Raw genomic sequence first — 20,494 nt, 5'->3', positions numbered from 1 at the left:
GCTAAGCCCGGAATAAACATTTTCAGAAGGGTCAGGACAAGAAAAAAACCTCCTGATCAATTCGAGTCAGGAGGTTTTGTCATGTTATGCTGATGTTTTATCTTGGCCGACAACTGTGCCGTCTTTTAATACAAGACGCGGTGCTTCACCGTCTGCGACTGTCGCTCCGGTAATGACACATTTTTCAATATCATCGCGGGACGGCAGATCAAACATGACGTCAAGCATGATGCCTTCAATGATAGAACGCAGGCCGCGTGCGCCTGTTTTTCGCTCGATCGCTTTTTTCGCAATTTCAGATAATGCCTCGTCTTCAAATTCAAGCTCGACATCATCAAGTTCTAACATTTTCTGGTATTGTTTGACGAGTGCGTTTTTCGGTTTAGTCAGAATTTCAACCAGTGCCGTTTCGTCAAGCTGCTCAAGGCTCGCAATGACAGGAAGACGGCCGATGAATTCAGGAATCAGACCGAAACGGAGCAAGTCTTCCGGAAGAACTTTAGAAAGCAGTTCTTCTTTTTCCAGGTCTGCCGCTTTATTATCTGAGCCGAAACCGATGACTTTTTGTCCGAGACGGCGCTTGATAATTTGTTCAATGCCGTCAAATGCACCGCCGCAAATGAACAGAATGTTCGTCGTATCGATCTGGATGAACTCCTGATGAGGATGTTTGCGTCCTCCTTGAGGCGGCACGCTTGCAACCGTTCCTTCAAGAATTTTCAGCAGCGCCTGCTGAACGCCTTCGCCTGATACGTCACGTGTAATGGACGGGTTTTCAGACTTTCGCGCTACTTTATCGATTTCATCGATATAAATGATGCCTTTTTCCGCTTTTTCCACATCATAGTCCGCTGCCTGAATCAGCTTGAGGAGGATGTTTTCTACGTCCTCACCGACATATCCGGCTTCAGTCAGAGATGTAGCGTCCGCGATCGCAAACGGCACGTTCAGAATACGGGCAAGCGTCTGGGCAAGAAGTGTTTTCCCGCTTCCAGTCGGTCCGATTAAAGAAATATTACTTTTAGAAAGCTCGACATCATCCACTTTACTGTTGGAATTGATGCGTTTGTAATGGTTGTATACCGCAACCGCAAGTGATTTCTTCGCCTGATCCTGTCCGATGACATATTCATTCAGAATCTCGCGGATTTCCTGCGGCTTCGGAACGTCTTTAAATTCGACTTCTTCTTCCGTACCAAGCTCTTCCTCTACGATTTCTGTACAGAGCTCAATACATTCGTCGCATATATATACACCCGGTCCTGCAACCAGCTTACGAACCTGATCTTGCGTTTTTCCGCAGAACGAGCATTTCAATTGTCCTTTTTCCTCGTTGAATTTAAACATTCTTTCACCCCTTAATCTTGTCTCACTTTTTCTTTTACCTGAAGGGCAAAAGAAAACGGTTCTTGCTACGATCGAGTATGTATTGCATTTTACCATACTTTCCAGTAAGACGGTAACAATGTGTTTCGCACTTGCACATTCTATATGTATGACGAAAAACAGCCCGGCAATGACTATCTTGCCCCAAGAAAAAGAGTTATATCATAATTGTACAAAACAAGGCACGAATTAATCGCGCCCTGTTTTATTATGTCTATTATTATGAACCATATTAACGGTTTTCTACAAGAAAATCAATTGCTTTTCGAACTTTTAAATCTTCTTTCATCGCGTCAGTTGAACCGATTGCCTGCTTGATGTTTTCAACCGGCATGTTGTAAGCTTCAGCCATTTTAGTCAGCTCAGCTTCAACTTCTTCGTCTGTTACTTCAAGGTTTTCAGCTTGAGCGATCGCTTCAAGAGTCAGGTTTGATTTTACGCGTTTTGCGGCATCTTCTTTCATTTGCTCTTTTAACGCGTTTTCGTCTTGGCCTGAGAATTGAGTGTAAAGCTCAAGGTTCATGCCTTGCATTTGCAGACGCTGTTCGAATTCTTTCAGCATGCGGTCAAGCTCAGTGTCGATCATCGCTTGAGGAACATCAGCTTCAGCGTTTTCAGATGCTTTCAGAACAAGCTCTTCACGCAATTTAGCGTCAGCTTCGTTTTCTTTTGCTTCTTCAAGGCGTTTTTTTGTTTTCTCAGTTAATTCAGCAAGCGTTTCAACTTCTTCGTCAATGTCTTTTGCGAATTCGTCGTTAAGCTCAGGAAGCTCTTTCGCTTTGATTTCATGAATTTTCACTTTGAAAACAGCTGGTTTTCCGGCAAGCTCTTCAGCGTGGTACTCTTCAGGGAATGTTACTTCAACATCCTTTTCAGCGCCTGCTTCAAGGCCTGTTAACTGCTCTTCGAAGCCCGGGATGAATGAACCTGATCCTACTTCAAGTGAGTAGTTCTCAGCTTTTCCGCCTTCAAACGCTTCCCCGTCAACGAAACCTTCGAAGTCAAGAACGACTGTATCGCCGTTTTCAACAGCGCCTTCTTCTTTCACGACAAGCTCAGCCTGACGCTCTTGAAGCGCTTTAAGTTCGTTTTGTACATCTTCGTCAGTAACGGCAGTGTCATCTTTTTCGATTCCTAAGCCTTTGTAGTCGCCAAGTTTCACTTCCGGTTTTACAGTCACTTTTGCAGTGAAAATCAAGCTTTCGCCTTTTTCGATTTTTTCAACATCGATTTCAGGGCGGTCTACAGGCTCAATGCCGGCTTCTTCAACCGCTTTAGGGTATTCTACAGGAAGTAAAATATCTAAAGCATCCTGGTAAAGAGCTTCAACGCCGAAACGCTGTTCGAATAAACCGCGGGGAACTTTCCCTTTGCGGAATCCAGGAATAGAAACCTGTTTTACTACTTTTTTAAATGCATCATCAAGAGCTGTTTTAAACGTATCCGCATCAACTTCAACCGTTAATACGCCTTCGTTGCCTTCTTGTTTTTCCCATTTTACAGACATGTGTTTCCCTCCAAAAATCTATTCAGGTTGTGTCGGTCTTCCATTCTAAAGCAATCCGCGGCTTTGTCAAAGAAAAAACCGCTTTGAGTCAGAATCATTATGTAATGAACTGGCAGCCTGTCCAACCGTAATTCTCATTTCAGTTAAACCGCTATACATAAATACAACCACTATATTATAACATAACGCCTACCGCTTTCAACTATATGGCGTGATTTACAAATAAGAAATTTCTTCAATATCCTTAATCATCGTGCAGGCTTCTTCGAGTTCGCGGCTGTCAAACTCGTACATCATATGAAGTTCCTCCGGCTCAATGTCAATGCCGTGCATCTCGTAACCGACCTTATGAAGCGCCGCCGCCCATAAATCAGCGTTCAAAAACTTCGGCATAAAAGGGTGCAGGACGTACAGATGCCTTCTCCACAGCTCCTCGACGGCAGCGTATAATGTAGGGTTTTCATTGCCGAGCGTTTCATCAAGCACCCGGAGAACGCGGTGCAAAATCGGAGCCGCATCAGGCTGAACGGTTTCACTCGGTATCGCGGTCATTGAATCGCCGAATTTTGTAATATGGACCGGCTTGCTGTAGTCATGCTCCGCCATCAGCGTCAAAATCATCGTCTTGATAAGCGGATGAGCGCCCGGATCTTGAAGAATCGTTTTTAAGAGACCCGTGTATTTTGCAATATTGCGGTCTTTGAGAGAATGAATCAGATTCATTTGTTCAGCGGGGCTGTTCAGCACTTTTTCCGCATCAAGAATGTCCTCGTATTCCTCCTCCCACGCTTCATCCTGCTGATCGGGATCGGTCATTTTGCGGCTGAATTCGAGCAGCCGGTAGAATTGCTCCGCACTTTCTGCGGGCAGCTGGTTTTCTTCCAGCACAGCTTCAATTGTGCTTTTGACTTCTTCATATTGTTTCAGCTGAATTAAAATGGTCATGTACACCTGCAGTACGGTGAAATAATGGCCGTACCCTTCATTCAGCATTTTCTCGCAAACTTGTTTTGCTTCTTCCAATTCCCCGAGTTCCAGAAAACAAATCGCCATGCCTAAATGCACGTCGGACTCGGTATCGCCGTGGCTTACCGCCTCTGAAAACAGTTCGAGGGCCTCCTGATACTGTTTATCCTTCATCGCGGCCATCCCTTTATCAACCAAGCGTTCTTTCAGACGGGGGAAAGGAATGATATCAGCTTTTTTCTTGTCATGCGTCATACTTTATTTCCTTTCAGGCGCTATTTTGTTCAAGTGTATCAACACGCGTCAGGAAACACAAGAAAGGATGGCGCGCACGGTGAAAAAAGCCGCCGGACAGATGCCGGGCGGCTTTTTTCAGGCTTGAAGCCATGAACTTCTTTTCGATTCAAACTGCTGAATGTCGTCCTCCAGCAGAAGCGTTAATGAAATTTCATCATAACCGTTAATCAGCATTTCCTTCCAGTGCGGATCGACTTCAAATGAAATCTCTTTTCCTTCACTGTCGTGAATGAGCTGGTTTTCCAAGTCAACCGTCATGTTAAGAGACTGATTTTCATATTGACCGGCGAGTTTTTTCCACTGATCATACGGCATACGGATGGGAAGCATACCGTTTTTAAAACAGTTTTGATGAAAAATATCGGCAAATGACGGAGCAATGATGATTTTGAAGCCGTAATCATCCAGCGCCCAAGGAGCGTGCTCACGGGATGATCCGCAGCCGAAATTCTCTCCGGCAATTAATATGGACGCGCCTTCATAGACTTTGCGGTTTAATTCAAATTCAGGATCAGGCTCACCGTTCTCAAGGTATCTCCAATCAAAAAACGCGAATCTGCCGTATCCTGTTCTTTCAATTCTTTTCAAAAACTGTTTCGGAATAATCTGGTCCGTATCGACGTTGATCCGGTTTAAGACAGCCGCTTTTCCCGTATGCGTTTTTAAAGGTTCCATCTTTTCGCGCACTCCTTACACAACTGTTTTTTCTTGATAAAACTTTCTTACATCGACGAAATGCCCGTGAATGGCCGCCATTGCCGCCATCGCCGGACTGACAAGGTGTGTTCTCGCGCCTTTTCCCTGCCTGCCTTCGAAGTTGCGGTTGGAAGTGGAAGCGCATCGTTCCCCTTCAGGCACGACATCATTGTTCATACTGAGGCACATGCTGCAGCCTGATTCTCTCCATTCAAAGCCGGCCTCGAGAAACACGCGGTGCAGCCCTTCTTCTTCGGCCTGCTGTTTCACGCTTTGAGAACCCGGCACCACAATGGCTCTGACGCTGTCGGCGACTTTTCGGCCTTTGATCATATCTGCAGCCTGGCGAAGATCGGTCATCCGCGAATTTGTACAGGAGCCGATAAACACATGCTCGACTTTAATATCTTCAATTTTTTGATTCGGTGAGATTCCCATGTATTGGTACGCGCGGATGGCTTCTTTTTTACCGTCTTCAGAATCAATCGTTTCCGGCGCCGGTATTTGGGCATCGACCGGGAGAACCATGCCGGGATTGACGCCCCATGTTACCATTGGAGAAATCTCGCTGCCGTCTAACACGATGGAATGATCGTATACGGCGCCCGGATCGGTTTTTAACGCTTTCCATTCTGCGGCGGCTTTGTCAAACTCTTCGCCTTTAGGCGCGTATTTACGGTTTTTACAATATTCGATCGTCGTGTCATCAGGAGCGATCAGTCCCGCCCGTGCTCCCGCCTCTATTGACATATTGCAGACGGTCATGCGTTCGTCCATAGACATGTTTCTGAATACTTCCCCGGTGTATTCAATGACATATCCAGTACCGAATTTCACCCCGTATTTTCCGATGACCGACAAGATGACATCCTTCGCGGTCACTCCTTTTTGGAGCGTTCCGTCAACGCGGATTTCAAGCGTTTTCGGCCGCTGCTGCCACAGTGTCTGAGTGGAAAGAACATGTTCCACCTCACTTGTGCCGATACCGAAGGCAAGCGCTCCGAACGCGCCGTGAGTCGATGTATGGCTGTCTCCGCAAACGATCGTTTTCCCCGGTAGTGTCAGACCAAGCTCAGGTCCGACTACGTGAACGATCCCCTGGTCTGCGCTGTGAAGATCCGCAAGACGGACGCCGAACTCCTCGCAATTCCGTTCAAGCGCGGTTACTTGGCGCTTTGCGACTTCATCTTTAATGTCAAAACGGTTGACGGTCGGAATATTGTGGTCCATCGTCGCGAATGTGTTCTGCGGCCGTCTGACCTTTCTTCCCTTCTGCCTTAACCCTTCAAACGCCTGAGGAGACGTCACCTCATGAATTAGGTGCAGATCAATATAGAGAAGGTCGGGTTTTCCTTCACCGCTTTTTACAACATGCCGATCCCAAATCTTTTCGATGATTGTTCGAGGCATCATCTTTGTTTCCTCCCTCTACCTATGAACTAAGACCGCTTTCTTTAAAGCGTCACACTATAGATTTTGTATTCGAGCCGGCTAATGCGGCTTTTACTTTTTCAGTAATGTCATGCGTTCCGGCATATTGGCCGTCCCGGGCGATATCACGTGTACGGCTGCCGTCTGCAAGAACCTTTGCGACCGCTTTTTCCACCGCCTGCGCTTCGTTTTCAAGCCCGAAAGATGTTCTCAAAAGCATCGCCGCTGATAAAATCGCCGCAAACGGATTGGCCATCCCTTTACCTGCGATGTCAGGCGCAGATCCATGCACGGGTTCAAACAAGTGAAGACCTGAACTTGATAAACTGGCTGACGGCAGCATGCCGAGCGAGCCTGTCAGCATGGAGGCTTCATCGCTTAAAATATCGCCGAACATATTCTCAGTTACGATGACGTCAAATTGGCTCGGAGCGTAGATGAGCTGCATCGCGGCATTATCGACAAGCATATGTTCAAGCGTCACGTCAGGAAATTCTTTTGCGATTTCCTCTGCGGTTTCCCGCCACAGCCTGCTTGAAGAAAGCACATTCGCCTTATCAACGGACGTCACTTTTCCTTTTCTGCCGGCAGCCATCTTAAAAGCTTCTCTGACAACGCGTGCGATTTCTTCTTTCTTATAAAAAAGAGTATCGACCGCTTCCTTTTCTCCCGCTTCATTGACATACTGTCTGCTCGGTTCTCCGAAATAGAGGCCGCCCGTCAGTTCCCTGACGATTACAAAGTCGACGCCGCTGATATATTCTTTTTTCAGCGGAGACGCCTCAGACAGGCTTTCAAATACGGTCACGGGACGCAGATTGGCAAACAGGCCGAGTTTTTTTCTGATGCCGAGCAGGCCTTTTTCCGGTCTGAGCTCCGGAGGATTTTGGTCCCATTTCGGTCCGCCGACTGCCCCGAGCAGGATGGCGTCGGATCTTTCACAAAGAGCCACCGTCTCCTCAGGAAGGGGGTTTTGATGGGCGTCAATGGCCGCTCCCCCGATCAGTCCGTTTTCAAATTCAAATTCATGTCCGAATTGTTCGGCAACGCTTTTCAATACATCTGCCGCTGATTCCGCCACTTCCGGTCCGATTCCGTCACCGGGAAGCAAAGCAATGCGTTTTTTCAAATCAAACGTTCTCCTTTCTATTACGAGCCGACCGCAGTCTGTCTCTTTAATCCGTCTATATTGCAATCCAGCACCAATTGCCGGTTCACGGCGTTCAAATATGCTTTTGCAGAAGCTTCCAGAACATCCTGCGCGATTCCCCGCCCTGATGATTCTTTTCCGTTCACGGTCACTCTGACGTAAACCTGAGCCAGCGCGTCTTCGCCTTTCCGGTTGGATTGGATGCGGTAGTCTGTCAGTTCAATATTTTTATCGATGCAGCGCCCGAGCGTATTATAAACGGCTTCTACGCTGCCCGCCCCCGTTGCCGCCTCTTGCATCAGCTGTTCGTTTTCCTGATTTTTTAAAGAGACTGTTGCAGTCGGCACCTGAGACGTCCCGTAATGCACTTGCAGAGACAAAAATTCATAGCCGATTTTTTTGTCTGTCACTTTTTCTTCTAAAATAAGAGAAATCAAGTCATCATCGGTGATTTCTTTTTTCTTTTCGGTCAGTTCTTTAAACATCGTAAAATATTTATTGATTTCATCACTATCAAACTGGAATCCAAGCGTATTCAGGCGGTCTTTGAACGCGTGGCGCCCGGAATGCTTTCCGAGTACAAGTGCATCAGCAGTCACGCCCACAAGTTCCGGTGAAATGATTTCATATGTTGATTTTTCTTTCAGGAAACCGTCTTGGTGAATGCCGGACTCATGTGCGAAAGCGTTATCTCCGACGATTGCTTTGTTGCGGGGAACGGCCATGCCCGTCAGTTTGCTGACAAGATCACTCGTCCGCTTCAATTCATGAAGATTGAGAGATGAATCGGCTTGATGCGCGTCATTTCTGACATGAAGCGCAACGGCGATTTCCTCTAGTGCGGCGTTCCCGGCTCTTTCTCCTATGCCGTTAATGGCGCATTCAATTTGATCAGCGCCGTTCTCAATTGCCGAAAGTGAGTTGGCAACCGCCATTCCGAGATCATCGTGGCAATGGGCTGAGAGCTTTACCCGGCTGATATTCGGAACGTGTTCCTTCATATATTTAAAGATGTTTCCGTATTCAGCCGGCGTCAGGTAACCTACAGTGTCCGGCAGGTTGATGACGCTCGCGCCGGCATCAATCACTTTTTCTACGATTTCAGCCAGAAACGGAAGTTCTGTGCGGCATGCGTCTTCTGCTGACCATTGAACGATCGGAAAGCGTTCTTTTGCATACTTCACCATTTCAACCGCTTTTTCCTTAACCTCTTCCCGCGTCATTTTCAGCTTATGCTTCAGATGAATGTCAGAGGTGGCGATAAAGATGTGAATCCGCGGGCTGGCCCCGTCTTTCAGCGCTTCCCAGGCTGCGTCGATGTCACCTTTGACAGATCGGGCAAGCCCTGTTACCGAACAATTTTTAATCGTTCTTGCGATTTCCTGCACGGCTAAAAAATCACCTCGGGATGAAGCGGGAAATCCCGCTTCAATAATGTCCACCCCGAGTCTTTCAAGCTGCTTGGCTATCGCCAGTTTCTCCCGGGAATTGAGGTTGACCCCGGGGGATTGTTCACCGTCACGAAGGGTCGTGTCGAAAACATTAATTTTGCGCAACGGAGACCACCGCTTCCTTCTTTTTGCCTTGTTTGACAAACGGCATCATTTCACGAAGCTGTCTGCCGACCTTTTCAATCTGATGCTCGTTTTCACTTGCATTGATCGCATTGAAACGAGGACGGTTCACTTGGTTTTCCACGATCCATTCTTTCGCGAATGTACCGTTTTGAATATCCGTTAATACTTGTTTCATCGATTCTTTTACCTTTGCATCGACTACGCGCGGCCCTGATACAAAATCTCCCCATTGAGCCGTATCGGAGATAGAGTATCTCATGCCCGCCAAGCCTTCTTCATACATCAAGTCTACGATCAGCTTCAGTTCGTGCAGACACTCGAAGTATGCGAGTTCAGGCTGGTAGCCGGCTTCTGTCAGCGTTTCAAAACCCGCTTTGACAAGCGCCGTTAAACCCCCGCACAGAACAGCCTGCTCACCGAACAAATCCGTTTCCGTTTCTTCCTTAAATGTTGTTTCAAGAACGCCCGCACGCGCTCCGCCGATTCCTTTTGCATAAGCAAGAGCCGTATCTTTCGCTTCGCCTGATACATCCTGATAGATGGCAAACAATGCCGGTACGCCTGCGCCTTGTTCATATGTTCTTCTGACAAGGTGTCCCGGCCCTTTAGGAGCGACAAGGAAGACATCTACATCAGCAGGAGGCACGATCTGATGGAAATGGACGTTAAATCCGTGTGCGAATACCAATGACTTGCCCGCCGTCAATTCATCTTTGATTTCAGCTTCATATACTTTTTGCTGCTGTTCATCCGGAAGAAGAACCATAATGATATCAGCCTGGGCAGCCGCTTCTCTTACCGAAAAGACTTTATGACCGTCTTCTTGGGCCTGTGTAAATGATTTGCCTTGTCTGACGCCGACAATGACATCAATTCCGCTTTCTTTTAAGTTCAGCGCGTGTGCATGACCTTGTGAACCGTAACCGATAATTGCTACTTTTTTACCCGCCAATACGTTCTCTTTGATATCACCGTTATAATATACTTTTACCATTTTAATCTCTCCCTTTTTTGTGTTATACAATTGAAATTGTTTTATTGGATGACGCCTTCTGCTGGGTTCCCCTCGCAAAAGCCGTTGTGCCCGTTCTCGCGATTTCTTTAATGCCGTAAGGTTTGAGAAGCTCTATGAGCGCTTCGATTTTATTAGATTCGCCGGTAACCTGAACGACGATGCTGTCTCTTGAGACATCAACGACGGAAGCTCTGAACGGCTCAATGATTCCATTGATTTCCGTTCTGGCCGACGGTGCGGAAACAACTTTGATTAATGCCAGCTCACGCTGTACAATCGATTGGTTTGTAATATCCGTCACTTTCAGGACGTCAATTTGTTTGTTAAGCTGCTTTGTCAGCTGCTCTACGTCATTTTCGCCTTCCACATGGACGACAAATGTAATCCTTGAAACACCGCTTGTTTCCGTGTGGCCTACAGTGATGCTTTCGATATTATAGTGTCTTTTTGTAAACAGGCCGGTGATCCGGTTTAATACTCCCGAGCGGTTGACCACCGTTAATGTGATAATGCGTTTCAAGGTTTCACCCCCACCATTTCATGAAGTCCTTTACCCGGCGCAATCATCGGGAATACTTTTTCGCTTTTGGCGACCCGGACGTCAATAACGACCGGTTCTTTTGATGAAAGCGCCTTTTTAAGCTCTTCTTCCGCCTCTTCTTCCGATGAAATCCGGACGCCTTTAATGCCGTAGGCTTCTGACAATTTGACAAAGTCAGGCTGCGCCGAGAATTTGGATTCAGAGTAGCGTTCTTCATAGAAGATTTCCTGCCACTGTCTGACCATGCCCAGACATTCGTTGTTCAAGATAACCACTTTGACAGGAAGATTCAGCTGCCGGATGACATCTAATTCCTGAAGGGTCATCTGAAAACCGCCGTCTCCGAGGATGGCAACGACCGTGGCGTTACGATCAGCCAGCTGCGCTCCGATAGCCGCCGGAAGGCCGAAGCCCATTGTGCCGAGCCCCCCCGAGGTCACCCACTTATCAGCCTTTCGAAAAGGATAAAACTGAGCCGCCCACATCTGGTGCTGGCCGACATCCGTCGCCACAATCGCCTCTCCGTTTGTGAATTGGTGAATATACTCAATCAGCTTTTGGGGTTTCAAGCCCTCTTCTCTGTTGTCTGTATACCAAAGCGGATATTCTTCTTTCCATTCTGAAAGCTGCTGTTTCCATTCCTCTGTCTGTCCCTGTTTTCCGTTTTGCTTCAATAATTCCTGAAGGACGATTTTACTGTCGCCGACCACCGGAATCTGCGTTTCAATAATTTTTCCGATTTCAGCAGGATCAATATCGATATGCGCTACTTTGGCCGATTTTGCAAAATGCTTCAGATTTCCGGTCACACGATCATCGAACCGCGCTCCGATGCTGATCAACAAGTCACAGTGGTAAAGCGCCATGTTCGCTGTGTATGTGCCGTGCATCCCCGCCATTCCCAGAAATAGAGGATGGTCTGCCGGGAAACCGCCCAGACCGAGAAGCGTGTGGGCTACAGGAATTTGCTGCTGTTCGACATAATTTTTTAAATCTTCTGAAGCTTTACCGTACAAAACACCCGCTCCGGCTAAAATAACCGGCTTTTTCGCACTGCTGACAGCTTCCACGAGCTTTCGGATCTGCAGATAGTTAGGCTCTTTTACCGGCTGATAACCCGGAAGGCTGATCTCGTGATCATATCTGAATTCCCCTTCAAATGCTGCGACATCCTTCGGTATATCAATTAATACCGGGCCCGGTCTTCCCGTCGTGGCGATATGAAAAGCCTCTTTAATCACACGGGGGAGATCTTCCGGACGGCGGACTTGGTAGCTGTGTTTCGTAATCGGCATCGTAATTCCTAAAATGTCGGCTTCCTGGAAAGCGTCGCTGCCGATGACCGAAGTGGCCACCTGCCCGGTAAATACTACGAGCGGCAGTGAATCAATCATCGCATCCGCAAGACCGGTAACTAAATTTGTCGCGCCGGGTCCTGAGGTTGCAATCACAACCCCCGGCTTTCCGGAGATCCGCGCATACCCTTCTGCCGCGTGAATCGCGCCTTGCTCGTGGCGGGGCAGGATGTGGACCAGCCCTGATTGATACAGTTTATCGTAAATCGGAAGGACGGCTCCCCCCGGATAGCCGAAGATCATCTCGACATTTTCTTTCTTTAGTGATTCAATCAGCATCAGAGCCCCGTTCATTGTTTTTGTACAATCGGCAGACAAAGAATCCGCCTGTACATTTGTGCCCATTTTCAGTTCCTCCTTTTCAATGTTCCCTTCTAAAATCCAATTCATAAAACGCAGCGCCGGCTGACGCAAATAAAAAAGCCTTCCCACCCACATTCAGCCAAGCATTTCATGCGATAGCCAAAAGGGGCGAAAAGGCTTTGCTCTCCGCGGTACCACCCTTGTTTACGGTCATATGCAGACCGTCTCATGGATAATGATTATCCGTTTTGATAACGAGTAAACATTGCGTTCACTCGGCCGAGTCCTACTCTTCATATTTCAGACCGGCACTCTGAGGGGAGTTCACTTTGATTTGTTTTACCGGCTCTCAGCGTTACCGGCTCTCTGTGAAAAACTTCATCAAAGCTACTTATCCTCTTCTGCGCTTTTTATTATGGCAGCTCTTTTATTAAAAAAGAACCTTCTTTTGTTTGTTTTTTCAGTGTTTTATGATTTTTCTTTTTAGCGTGAATCATTTATTTATTTTTGTTTGAACTCATATTACGCCCGTTTGCAGACAGTGTCAACAGCATTTTTATAATTATTAGACAATTTAGATTAATCAATCTACTTTGTATACGCTTTCATTACTGGTACAAAGGGATCTGTAAATATTAAAAGTTTTTATCATTTTTTTATTAATCTCTCAAGATTACATGAAATTTTTCCGTTCATATACGAATATGTCACATTTTATTACACGATTTTTCTCTGTCCTTCCGGCATGCTTGTCAGATATTCCGTTCGATTGAACAGGCTCTTTATACAGATATACGCATACACTGTTCTTATCTCGTAAGAAATGAGTGATGTCATGAATAAGATGTTATCAGGCATGCAGGGCCTGCCTCCTGGATTTCCGCCTTTACCGGTCTTACCGCCGCAGTCTTACTATCCTCCGGCCCCGATGCATACAGCACCATATCAAGGCGGCCCTTCTTTTCAGCAGGGATTCCCGTCATCCGGATACGGACAGCAGACCCCGCAAAGCACGCTGTCATTCGCCGGGCAGCAATTCGTCCCATACCCTTATACATCCGGGTACTACGGCCAAACCTTCAGTGACGTCGGCGGAAGCCTCGGCGCCGGGGCACATCCCGGCGCGCTCGGAGGCGGTTTCAGCGGCCATGCCGGGGGCTTCAGCGCTCCAAGCGGATTCAGATGATACAAAAACCGGTCTCACACGGCCGGTTTCTTTTCTTATTCACAAAGTATAACGGTCATTCCATTGATTCATTTCCTGCTCCGTATAGTAATCAGCCCTTGAAACCTCAACAATGATTAAACCGCATTGAGTGATTAAAAATTGCTTCAGTTCCTCAAACAGCTCGTCTTTTCCGCAAAAGATCGTTTCTATATTGTGATTTTTATATGCAAATGTGTACTTCAAAAGCTAATTCCTCCTGCTGTCTTTCTATTGATTATTGACAAAATGTATGATAGAAATTAGATAATTTATCACTCGAGGGCGCCTTAAGTATCTTTATACATATATTTATTACGGTAAATATTACGTTAAGTTTCATTTATATTAAAATTACTTTACAATTTTCATCAAATACGGAACTTTTGTTTCGTAAAATAAAAAATAAAGTACAAAAAAACCTCAAACCCATTGTCAGGGCTTGAGGTTTTTTTATACGTCCCAGGAGAGATTCGAACTCCCGACCGACGGCTTAGAAGGCCGTTGCTCTATCCGGCTGAGCTACTGGGACATGAAAAACAAATATCTGCTGATCATTTTACCATGATATCAGCGAATTGACAATATAGTCATCCGATAAAAAAGGCCAGCGGCATCAGTTTTCACTCTGATGTCACCAGCTCTTTTTTTGTACGTCCCAGGAGAGATTCGAACTCCCGACCGACGGCTTAGAAGGCCGTTGCTCTATCCAGCTGAGCTACTGGGACAGCTTTTGCTTTATGTATCAGCGACAAGATTTATTATATACAGGTTCAAATCATAAGTCAATATTTTTTTAAAAACTTTTGATGGGGAAGAATGAAATCTCCCCCATCACTTGTTAAAAACTGATTGTATTCCCCAAGTCCTTCAATTCCCGACCCGTTTCGTCGTAAAATGTCACGGCGCCTTCTCTTTCTGTAAGAGTAAGAATGGCATAGCTTTTCACATTGCGGACTCTCGGAAGACGGATGCTGCCCGGATTAATCAAAAGCTTGCCCCGGAGCACTTCACTCCCGGCAATATGTGAATGGCCGAAGCAGACGATATCCGCCCCAAGCTCTTCCGCCCGGTAAAAAACAGTTAAAAGTGACTGTTTAATGCCGTGAAGATGCCCGTGAACGGCCAGAATTTTCTTTGAACCGGCGTCCAGAAGGAGTTCATCCTGAAACCCGCCGCCAAAGTCGCAATTGCCTTTTACCGTGTGATATGGCGTAAGCGCCGGATGTGCGGCGTCAAGCTCTGAATCACCGCAATGAATCATCAGATCCGCTTCGTCTTCGTGCCGCTTTGCAATCGTCTCCAGCTCGTCTTCAAGGCCGTGACTGTCACTTATTATCAGCACTTTCATTGCATACGCTCCCCCTTATGAATCAAGCAGCTTTGACAATTTCTTGAGCGCCTCAGCCCTGTGGCTGATTTTGTTTTTCTCAGCGCTTGTCAGCTGGGCCATGGTTTTATCTTTATCTTTCACAATAAAAATGGGATCATAGCCGAACCCGTTATCCCCCTCGGGTCCTTCCGCAATATACCCTTCAACATGACCTTCGACCGTTTTTGTTTCCTGCCCCGGCATGCTGACGGCAAGGGCGCAGCGGAAACGGGCCGTGCGCTGCTCTTTTTCGATGCCTTTTAATTCTGACAGCACCTTGTCCATATTCGCCTTATCATCTTTTGCTTCTCCGGCATAACGGGCTGAATAAACGCCCGGTCTGCCTCCAAGGTTGTCCACCGATAAACCGGAGTCGTCTGCAATGACCATTTTGTTGACGGCTTTTGCCACGGCTTCCGCTTTTAAGATGGCGTTTTCTTCAAAGGTATGTCCGGTTTCTTCAATTTCTTCCGTAAATCCGATTTCCGCCAAAGAAGAGACGCTGTAGCCTTTCGGTTCGAGTATTTCCTTGAATTCTTTCACTTTTCCCTGATTGTGTGTCGCAATAATGGCTTCTTTCACGGTGATCAGGCCTCTCTTTCTTATTTCAGTTCAGGCAATGTTTCTCCCAGCACTTCTTTTTGCTTTTGAATAAGCGTCTGGATTCCTTTTTCGGCAAGGCTTAACAGTCCGTTTAAATCTTCACGGGAGAATGTGGCTTCTTCGCCCGTCCCTTGAAGCTCTACAAAACGTCCGCTTCCCGTCATGATGATATTCATGTCGACTTCAGCCGCCGAATCCTCTTCATAATTCAGATCCAAAAGAAGGCCTTCTTCTTTATCCATCCCGACAGAAATGGCCGCGAGATAATCTGTCACAGGAGAGGTTTTGATAACGCCGCTTTTTACGAGTTTGCCGATCGCAATGGCCATTGCCAAGAAGGCGCCGGTAATGGAAGCCGTTCTTGTTCCGCCGTCAGCTTGAATGACGTCACAGTCGATCCAGATCGTCCGTTCGCCGAGCTTCTCCAAATCAACGACGGCCCGGAGCGCGCGCCCGATCAGCCGCTGAATTTCCATCGTTCTGCCGGAGACCTTTCCTTTTGAAGATTCTCTTATCGTTCTTTGATTCGTCGCGCGGGGAAGCATGCTGTATTCCGCGGTGATCCAGCCTTTTCCTCCGCCGCGTAAAAATGGCGGCACCCGGTCTTCCACAGATGCATTACAGATGACCTTCGTATTTCCCGCTGTAATTAAAACAGAGCCTTCCGGGTGAGTGATAAAATCCAAATCAAATGTGATAGGGCGCAGCTCATCGTGCTGTCTTCCGTCGTGTCTCATATTTTACCTCCGATTATATGTACATAAACCTTTTGTTCCGGATTGTGAATAAAGAAAGAGGCAGCCGGAACGCTAACCTCTTTTTTACTAGTATATCAAAAATCGCAAATTAAAAACTACCCGTATTCACTTGTGACGGCCTCGAAACAGGTTTTGAAAGGGATTCTCCTTTTTCATTCACCAGTTCTGATTTTCCGTTTACTTTTATAGAAACACTTTTGATCGACGGCTGTTCGGTTAACGTGAGGACGATGCTGTCCAGTACGCCCGATGATACCATTTTTGTTTTTTCGTCGGCGCTTCCGTAAATGGAGCTGTTAAAGTCCAGTGTAACCTGGCCGTCTTTCACTTTCGGCTTGCTGAGAAGTTTAACATCGTTATTAAAGTCCGTCAAAAGCCCGCTTGCTTTGCCCGGTCCGCCGGCGAGCTGTTCAACGGCAGCGGTGATGTCATTTGTTTCCGAATTGTCAATCCGCTTTGTGACAGGCACGTAGTATTCGCTCGTCTCTGTTTCCGCCAGATAATATACAGTCAGCGGGTGGGTGTCTGTCAGATCATTCACTCCGGCCGTTTCAATATTAATCCCGTCTTTTCTGCTTAAGTCGCCCGTAATCGGCGTGCCGCCCACAGGCATTTCTTTCAGCTCGTGCCCGTTGATTCTGATTTTGACTTTATCTATTGAGCTGAATTGGGTAAGCGTCCATGTAATCGATTGCAGGATTTTTTGTTCGTCTTCTTTTTTATAGTTTTTAAATTCCTTCGAAAAATCAGCGACAGCAGTGCCGTCTTTTTTAATATCGACATTTACCGTCGTATCCGCAGGGAGCACCGCTCTGAAGCCGTTCGGCAGGATTTCTGACACAGGCCCTCCCTGAACCAAATACTCAAGGGCCTGCTTTGCGGTTCCCTCACTGTTCGGAAGTGGCAGTGTCTGTGCTGCGACATAGCCGTTTTTATCAATCAGATACAGCTCTCGCATGACTGTATTGGCCGGCTGGTCGGCTTTAGAAGTGCCGTTTTTCTCTGACTGCTTTGGTTTTGCCTGAATTCCCGCTTCATCCTTTACATATGAAATGTCTTGAGGCGGGTCAATTTCCCCGGCTGTTTTATCGGATTGAAACAAACCGCATCCAGATAACACAAAAGCCGAAGTAAGACATGTTGCAGCAATGACTGCAGGTCCTTTTTTCAGCATACTTTTCCCTCCTAAGGCTGTTTGTACTATGATGTATACGAGCCCTATCCGGGAAATAGACCGGGAAGCGCAAAAAAACCCGCCGTAAACAGCGGGTTTTTTGATTTATTTTCTGACCGGCTCTTGAAGGGAGATGCACTCGACATGGCCGATTTCGTGGCCGAACCAGTCTTCGGCAATTTTTGCGAAGCCGTTCCGCTCTCCCGTTGTAAGAAATTGATGCTCCGGTGCATGTTTCGATTGGTTTAACAAACCTTTATAAGACAAGATGGTGCTCACTTCTCTCGCCGTCTCGTCTCCGGAGGAAATGATTTTTACATGCTCTCCCATATAGTTCTGAATCGGATCTTTTAAAATCGGATAATGCGTACATCCTAAAATCAAGGTGTCAATTGATGTACCTTTTAAAGGTTCAAGCGATGCTTCAACCGCTTCCTCCGCTGATTCCTGAAGAAACCGTCCGCTTTCCACAAACGGCACGAGCAGCGGACAAGCCGTGTTCTCAACTTGAAGTTCTGCGTTTAACCCGAGCAGCGCCTGCTCATACGCTCTGCTTTTAATGGTATTGACCGTGCCGATGACACCGATATGCTGGTTTTTCGTGACCTTTATCGCCGTTCTCGCACCCGGCTGAATGACGCCGACAACCGGAATATCCGTTTTGCGCTGAATATCCTCCAAGGCAATGGCCGTGGCCGTATTGCAGGCGATCACGAGCATTTTGATATGGTGGTTTTCCAGCAGGTAATCGGTCATTTCCCACGTGTATTGAAGAACTTCTTCTTCAGGACGCGGGCCGTACGGGCAGCGTTTTGTATCTCCCACATAGATGATATTTTCCTTCGGTAGCTGTCTCATGATTTCCTTAGCAACGGTTAACCCGCCAACCCCGGAATCAATGACTCCTATCGGCTGTTCCAACAAAATCGCCTCATTTTCTTTTCATTTCATGCTGCAGTTTCAATAATGATTTTTCGAAAGCGGCTGTTTCTTCTTCGGAAAATGTCGCAAACATATCCCGCAAATAAGCCTGTCTTTTCAAAATCACTTCTTGGATAATGCGCTCTCCTTCAGCGAGAAGATGAATTCTGACGACCCGTCTGTCAGCCGGGTCTTTGACCCGCTCGACAAGCTTATTTTTTTCCATGCGGTCTATCAGATCCGTCGTCGTGCTGCAAGCCAAATACATTTTGCCTGATAATTCGCCTATTGTCATATCCCCTAATTCATAAAGCCATTGAAGCCCCACGAATTGCGGCGGTGTAATTGCATATTGGTTAAGGATTTCTCTTCCTTTTTGTTTAATGATCGCAGCGATATGGCGGAGTGATTTTTCGATATCCGCAACATGCTCTACAGATTTTGATGTCATTTGTCCATCCCTCACTCAAGGATCTTTCTGGGCTATGCGCTCCGTGTCTATTTTCCTTCTTTTTTTAAGAAAATGCAAGACTGACGGAGAAAAAGGAAAAACGGGATTTTCACCGCATGCCCATCAGCCCGGGCGCCAACGCAAATAACCGGCTCCTTCTCGAAAAGAAGGAAAACCGGCAAGAATCAGAGCTCTAGCTCACCCATTCTAAGAAGCTCGACAACAGCTTGCGAACGCCCTTTCACACCTAACTTCTGCATGGCATTTGAAATGTGATTCCGTACAGTTTTTTCACTGATAAATAGCTCGCTTGCAATTTCCTTTGTTGTCTTGTCTTGAACGAGCAATTCGAATACTTCTCTTTCTCTTTTGGTCAGCAGCGGCTTTGATTGAAAATCTTTCTCCTTCAAGTATTGTAACCCTCCTTGCTAAGGTGAGAGCGAATCTGAAACGAATGGGTTTATATAGTCAAGATATCATATGTAAAGGGCGCTTCGGAGGTGACGTCTCTTAGAGAAATAGTTATCCGTTCAGGCGAGCAGAATGCCTTTCTCCCGCTCCGTCCAGCTGACCGCTTTGCCGCTTTTCTTCGACACTTGAACCATAACGACGGAACCTGTAAAGCACGGGAGGCCCGACTCATTTTCTCCAAGGTAATGAAGGGTGACGGACGCATTTCCGGCAGCGCTTGCTTTCACATAAATCCGCAGATTTTCATACGGCATCACCTGACGCATATAGTCACACTGCTGGCTTGCGACGACCGTCATCGTTTCCGAGTTTTGCGCCGTTATGCCTCGCTGTTTAAAATAAGCGATCCGTGCTTCTTCAAAATAGATGAAAGGGGTTACATTATTCATATGGCCGAACATATCCGTTTCTGAAAAACGAACCGATACTTCAGTAAAGAAAGAAAACGACTGTCTCCATTCTTCAAACGGGATATCAATATATTGCGGTTGTTTCATCACCTTCAGCTCCTTATAAAAAAACCTCTCCCGTGCGGAAGAGGCTCTTTTTCTCTTTCTTATACTCTGTCGCTTCCGAAGAAATTACGGAATGCTTGTAAATTGGTATCTCTGTTCAAAGCAGCGATTGAAGTCGTAAGCGGAATGCCTTTCGGGCAGGATTGAACACAGTTTTGTGAATTCCCGCAATCTCCGAGGCCGCCGTCTGTCATTAACGCTTCTAAACGTTCTGCTTTGTTCATCGCGCCCGTCGGATGGGCGTTAAACAGACGCACTTGCGACATCGGGGCAGGCCCCATGAATTTCGACTTGCTGTTGACGTTCGGGCAGGCTTCGAGGCAGACGCCGCATGTCATGCATTTAGACAATTCATATGCCCACTGGCGGCGTTTTTCCGGCATTCTCGGCCCCGGCCCCAAATCGTAAGTTCCGTCAATCGGCACCCATGCTTTCACTTTTTTCAGTGAATCAAACATTCTGCTGCGGTCAACCTGAAGGTCACGGACAACCGGGAATGTTTTCATCGGCTTCAGACGGATCGGCTGTTCCAGCTTATCAATCAGCGCCGTGCATGACTGGCGAGGTCTCCCATTGATGACCATGGAGCAGGCGCCGCATACTTCTTCAAGACAGTTCATGTCCCATGCGACCGGAGTGGTTTTCTCTCCTTTTGCATTCACGGGGTTTCTGCGGATTTCCATCAGGGCGGAAATCACGTTCAGATTCGGGCGGTAATTGATTTCGAATTCTTCATCGTATGGCGCGCTTTCGGGCGTATCCTGACGTGTAATGATAAACCGTATCTTTTTCTCACTCATG

General features: G+C 46.9%; 21 protein-coding genes, 2 tRNA genes and 1 other annotated feature. Of the genes, 1 reads left to right on the top strand and 22 read right to left on the bottom strand.

Translation table 11 applies throughout. The annotated features are described in order from the left end of the window. Window positions 1-84: 84 nt before the first annotated feature. The 10 genes from clpX to ilvB form a co-directional block, all read right to left on the bottom strand. Window positions 85-1,347 carry an ATP-dependent protease ATP-binding subunit ClpX gene (clpX, locus tag OQ477_RS01430; RefSeq protein WP_007612899.1) on the bottom strand — a complete coding sequence of 421 codons (1,263 nt, stop codon included), beginning with the start codon at window positions 1,345-1,347 and terminating at the stop codon, window positions 85-87. Between the two features lie 271 nt (window positions 1,348-1,618). After that, entirely contained in the window at window positions 1,619-2,893 is a 1,275-nt protein-coding gene (tig, locus tag OQ477_RS01425) for a trigger factor (RefSeq protein ID WP_003152618.1), read from the bottom strand. A 216-nt stretch (window positions 2,894-3,109) separates the two neighbouring features. Beyond that, window positions 3,110-4,114 (bottom strand): DNA damage checkpoint antagonist DdcA, encoded by a 1,005-nt coding sequence (gene ddcA, locus OQ477_RS01420; protein ID WP_206584076.1) that lies wholly within the window; start codon window positions 4,112-4,114, stop codon window positions 3,110-3,112. A 117-nt stretch (window positions 4,115-4,231) separates the two neighbouring features. Continuing rightward, a complete protein-coding gene (gene leuD, locus OQ477_RS01415) occupies window positions 4,232-4,831 on the bottom strand; it encodes a 3-isopropylmalate dehydratase small subunit (protein WP_007408146.1) in 600 nt (199 codons plus the stop codon). A 15-nt stretch (window positions 4,832-4,846) separates the two neighbouring features. Next, window positions 4,847-6,265 (bottom strand): 3-isopropylmalate dehydratase large subunit, encoded by a 1,419-nt coding sequence (leuC, locus tag OQ477_RS01410; protein ID WP_265971158.1) that lies wholly within the window; start codon window positions 6,263-6,265, stop codon window positions 4,847-4,849. 49 nt (window positions 6,266-6,314) lie between these two features. Beyond that, complete coding sequence (leuB, locus tag OQ477_RS01405) at window positions 6,315-7,412, bottom strand: 3-isopropylmalate dehydrogenase (RefSeq protein WP_085342234.1); 1,098 nt, start codon at window positions 7,410-7,412, stop codon at window positions 6,315-6,317. A gap of 20 nt (window positions 7,413-7,432) precedes the next feature. Beyond that, window positions 7,433-8,989 carry a 2-isopropylmalate synthase gene (locus OQ477_RS01400; protein ID WP_007612906.1) on the bottom strand — a complete coding sequence of 519 codons (1,557 nt, stop codon included), beginning with the start codon at window positions 8,987-8,989 and terminating at the stop codon, window positions 7,433-7,435. Continuing rightward, a complete protein-coding gene (gene ilvC / locus OQ477_RS01395) occupies window positions 8,976-10,004 on the bottom strand; it encodes a ketol-acid reductoisomerase (protein ID WP_003152600.1) in 1,029 nt (342 codons plus the stop codon). The genes OQ477_RS01400 and ilvC overlap by 14 nt, the downstream gene beginning before the upstream one ends. Before the next feature lie 22 nt (window positions 10,005-10,026). Beyond that, on the bottom strand, window positions 10,027-10,545 hold the full coding sequence (ilvN, locus tag OQ477_RS01390; RefSeq protein WP_003152598.1) for an acetolactate synthase small subunit: 519 nt from the start codon (window positions 10,543-10,545) through the stop codon (window positions 10,027-10,029). Next, window positions 10,542-12,266 carry an acetolactate synthase large subunit gene (gene ilvB, locus OQ477_RS01385; protein ID WP_265971157.1) on the bottom strand — a complete coding sequence of 575 codons (1,725 nt, stop codon included), beginning with the start codon at window positions 12,264-12,266 and terminating at the stop codon, window positions 10,542-10,544. Before ilvB ends, ilvN begins: the two co-directional genes overlap by 4 nt. A 119-nt stretch (window positions 12,267-12,385) precedes the next feature. Next, window positions 12,386-12,637: a binding site (T-box leader), on the bottom strand. Between the two features lie 422 nt (window positions 12,638-13,059). Here ilvB and OQ477_RS01380 point away from each other — a divergent pair. Continuing rightward, on the top strand, window positions 13,060-13,410 hold the full coding sequence (locus OQ477_RS01380; protein ID WP_020954258.1) for a hypothetical protein: 351 nt from the start codon (window positions 13,060-13,062) through the stop codon (window positions 13,408-13,410). 39 nt (window positions 13,411-13,449) lie between these two features. Here the strand turns inward: OQ477_RS01380 and OQ477_RS01375 are convergent, their stop codons facing one another. The 12 genes from OQ477_RS01375 to sdhB all read right to left on the bottom strand — a co-directional run bounded on the left by OQ477_RS01375 (window position 13,450) and on the right by sdhB (window position 20,493). Next, complete coding sequence (locus OQ477_RS01375) at window positions 13,450-13,635, bottom strand: hypothetical protein (protein ID WP_265971156.1); 186 nt, start codon at window positions 13,633-13,635, stop codon at window positions 13,450-13,452. Window positions 13,636-13,886: 251 nt separating this feature from the next. Further along, a tRNA-Arg gene (locus tag OQ477_RS01370) sits at window positions 13,887-13,960 on the bottom strand. 122 nt (window positions 13,961-14,082) lie between these two features. Next, a tRNA-Arg gene (locus tag OQ477_RS01365) sits at window positions 14,083-14,156 on the bottom strand. 113 nt (window positions 14,157-14,269) lie between these two features. After that, the gene (locus OQ477_RS01360; RefSeq protein ID WP_038459402.1) at window positions 14,270-14,779 is read right to left on the bottom strand and encodes a YfcE family phosphodiesterase; all 510 of its coding nucleotides are present in this window, start codon (window positions 14,777-14,779) and stop codon (window positions 14,270-14,272) included. A gap of 15 nt (window positions 14,780-14,794) precedes the next feature. Then, the gene (locus OQ477_RS01355; protein WP_087920775.1) at window positions 14,795-15,391 is read right to left on the bottom strand and encodes an XTP/dITP diphosphatase; all 597 of its coding nucleotides are present in this window, start codon (window positions 15,389-15,391) and stop codon (window positions 14,795-14,797) included. 11 nt (window positions 15,392-15,402) lie between these two features. Continuing rightward, window positions 15,403-16,140 carry a ribonuclease PH gene (gene rph / locus OQ477_RS01350; RefSeq protein ID WP_007612934.1) on the bottom strand — a complete coding sequence of 246 codons (738 nt, stop codon included), beginning with the start codon at window positions 16,138-16,140 and terminating at the stop codon, window positions 15,403-15,405. Between the two features lie 109 nt (window positions 16,141-16,249). Next, window positions 16,250-17,335, bottom strand: a complete 1,086-nt coding sequence (locus tag OQ477_RS01345) for a GerMN domain-containing protein (RefSeq protein WP_265971155.1) — start codon at window positions 17,333-17,335, stop codon at window positions 16,250-16,252. Window positions 17,336-17,440: 105 nt separating this feature from the next. Further along, entirely contained in the window at window positions 17,441-18,259 is an 819-nt protein-coding gene (gene racE, locus OQ477_RS01340) for a glutamate racemase (RefSeq protein ID WP_012118125.1), read from the bottom strand. Window positions 18,260-18,266: 7 nt separating this feature from the next. After that, window positions 18,267-18,707: a MarR family winged helix-turn-helix transcriptional regulator gene (locus OQ477_RS01335; protein ID WP_003152580.1), complete on the bottom strand. Its 441-nt coding sequence runs from the start codon at window positions 18,705-18,707 to the stop codon at window positions 18,267-18,269. Window positions 18,708-18,892: 185 nt separating this feature from the next. Then, entirely contained in the window at window positions 18,893-19,117 is a 225-nt protein-coding gene (gerE, locus tag OQ477_RS01330) for a spore germination transcription factor GerE (RefSeq protein WP_003152579.1), read from the bottom strand. Between the two features lie 120 nt (window positions 19,118-19,237). Beyond that, window positions 19,238-19,675 carry an acyl-CoA thioesterase gene (locus OQ477_RS01325; RefSeq protein WP_012118126.1) on the bottom strand — a complete coding sequence of 146 codons (438 nt, stop codon included), beginning with the start codon at window positions 19,673-19,675 and terminating at the stop codon, window positions 19,238-19,240. Window positions 19,676-19,734: 59 nt separating this feature from the next. Further along, window positions 19,735-20,493 (bottom strand): succinate dehydrogenase iron-sulfur subunit, encoded by a 759-nt coding sequence (sdhB, locus tag OQ477_RS01320; protein ID WP_003152575.1) that lies wholly within the window; start codon window positions 20,491-20,493, stop codon window positions 19,735-19,737. Between the last annotated feature and the right edge of the window lies 1 nt (window position 20,494).

This window comes from Bacillus sp. ChL18 (assembly GCF_026241425.1).
Classification (GTDB): domain Bacteria; phylum Bacillota; class Bacilli; order Bacillales; family Bacillaceae; genus Bacillus; species Bacillus velezensis.
Note: the sequence above shows the minus strand (reverse complement) of the source record. Positions and strands in the feature narration are given on the sequence as shown.

What these genes read in the sequence shown, in the direction of transcription:
- OQ477_RS01360 (WP_038459402.1), bottom strand. Translation starts at nt 14,779, where the DNA reads ATGAAAGTGCTGATAATAAGTGACAGTCACGGCCTTGAAGACGAGCTG.
- leuC (WP_265971158.1), bottom strand. Translation starts at nt 6,265, where the DNA reads ATGATGCCTCGAACAATCATCGAAAAGATTTGGGATCGGCATGTTGTA.
- ilvB (WP_265971157.1), bottom strand. Translation starts at nt 12,266, where the DNA reads ATGGGCACAAATGTACAGGCGGATTCTTTGTCTGCCGATTGTACAAAA.
- clpX (WP_007612899.1), bottom strand. Translation starts at nt 1,347, where the DNA reads ATGTTTAAATTCAACGAGGAAAAAGGACAATTGAAATGCTCGTTCTGC.
- OQ477_RS01325 (WP_012118126.1), bottom strand. Translation starts at nt 19,675, where the DNA reads ATGAAACAACCGCAATATATTGATATCCCGTTTGAAGAATGGAGACAG.
- rph (WP_007612934.1), bottom strand. Translation starts at nt 16,140, where the DNA reads ATGAGACACGACGGAAGACAGCACGATGAGCTGCGCCCTATCACATTT.
- OQ477_RS01335 (WP_003152580.1), bottom strand. Translation starts at nt 18,707, where the DNA reads ATGACATCAAAATCTGTAGAGCATGTTGCGGATATCGAAAAATCACTC.
- ilvC (WP_003152600.1), bottom strand. Translation starts at nt 10,004, where the DNA reads ATGGTAAAAGTATATTATAACGGTGATATCAAAGAGAACGTATTGGCG.
- leuD (WP_007408146.1), bottom strand. Translation starts at nt 4,831, where the DNA reads ATGGAACCTTTAAAAACGCATACGGGAAAAGCGGCTGTCTTAAACCGG.
- tig (WP_003152618.1), bottom strand. Translation starts at nt 2,893, where the DNA reads ATGTCTGTAAAATGGGAAAAACAAGAAGGCAACGAAGGCGTATTAACG.
- sdhB (WP_003152575.1), bottom strand. Translation starts at nt 20,493, where the DNA reads ATGAGTGAGAAAAAGATACGGTTTATCATTACACGTCAGGATACGCCC.
- ddcA (WP_206584076.1), bottom strand. Translation starts at nt 4,114, where the DNA reads ATGACGCATGACAAGAAAAAAGCTGATATCATTCCTTTCCCCCGTCTG.
- OQ477_RS01380 (WP_020954258.1), top strand. Translation starts at nt 13,060, where the DNA reads ATGAATAAGATGTTATCAGGCATGCAGGGCCTGCCTCCTGGATTTCCG.
- OQ477_RS01345 (WP_265971155.1), bottom strand. Translation starts at nt 17,335, where the DNA reads ATGCTGAAAAAAGGACCTGCAGTCATTGCTGCAACATGTCTTACTTCG.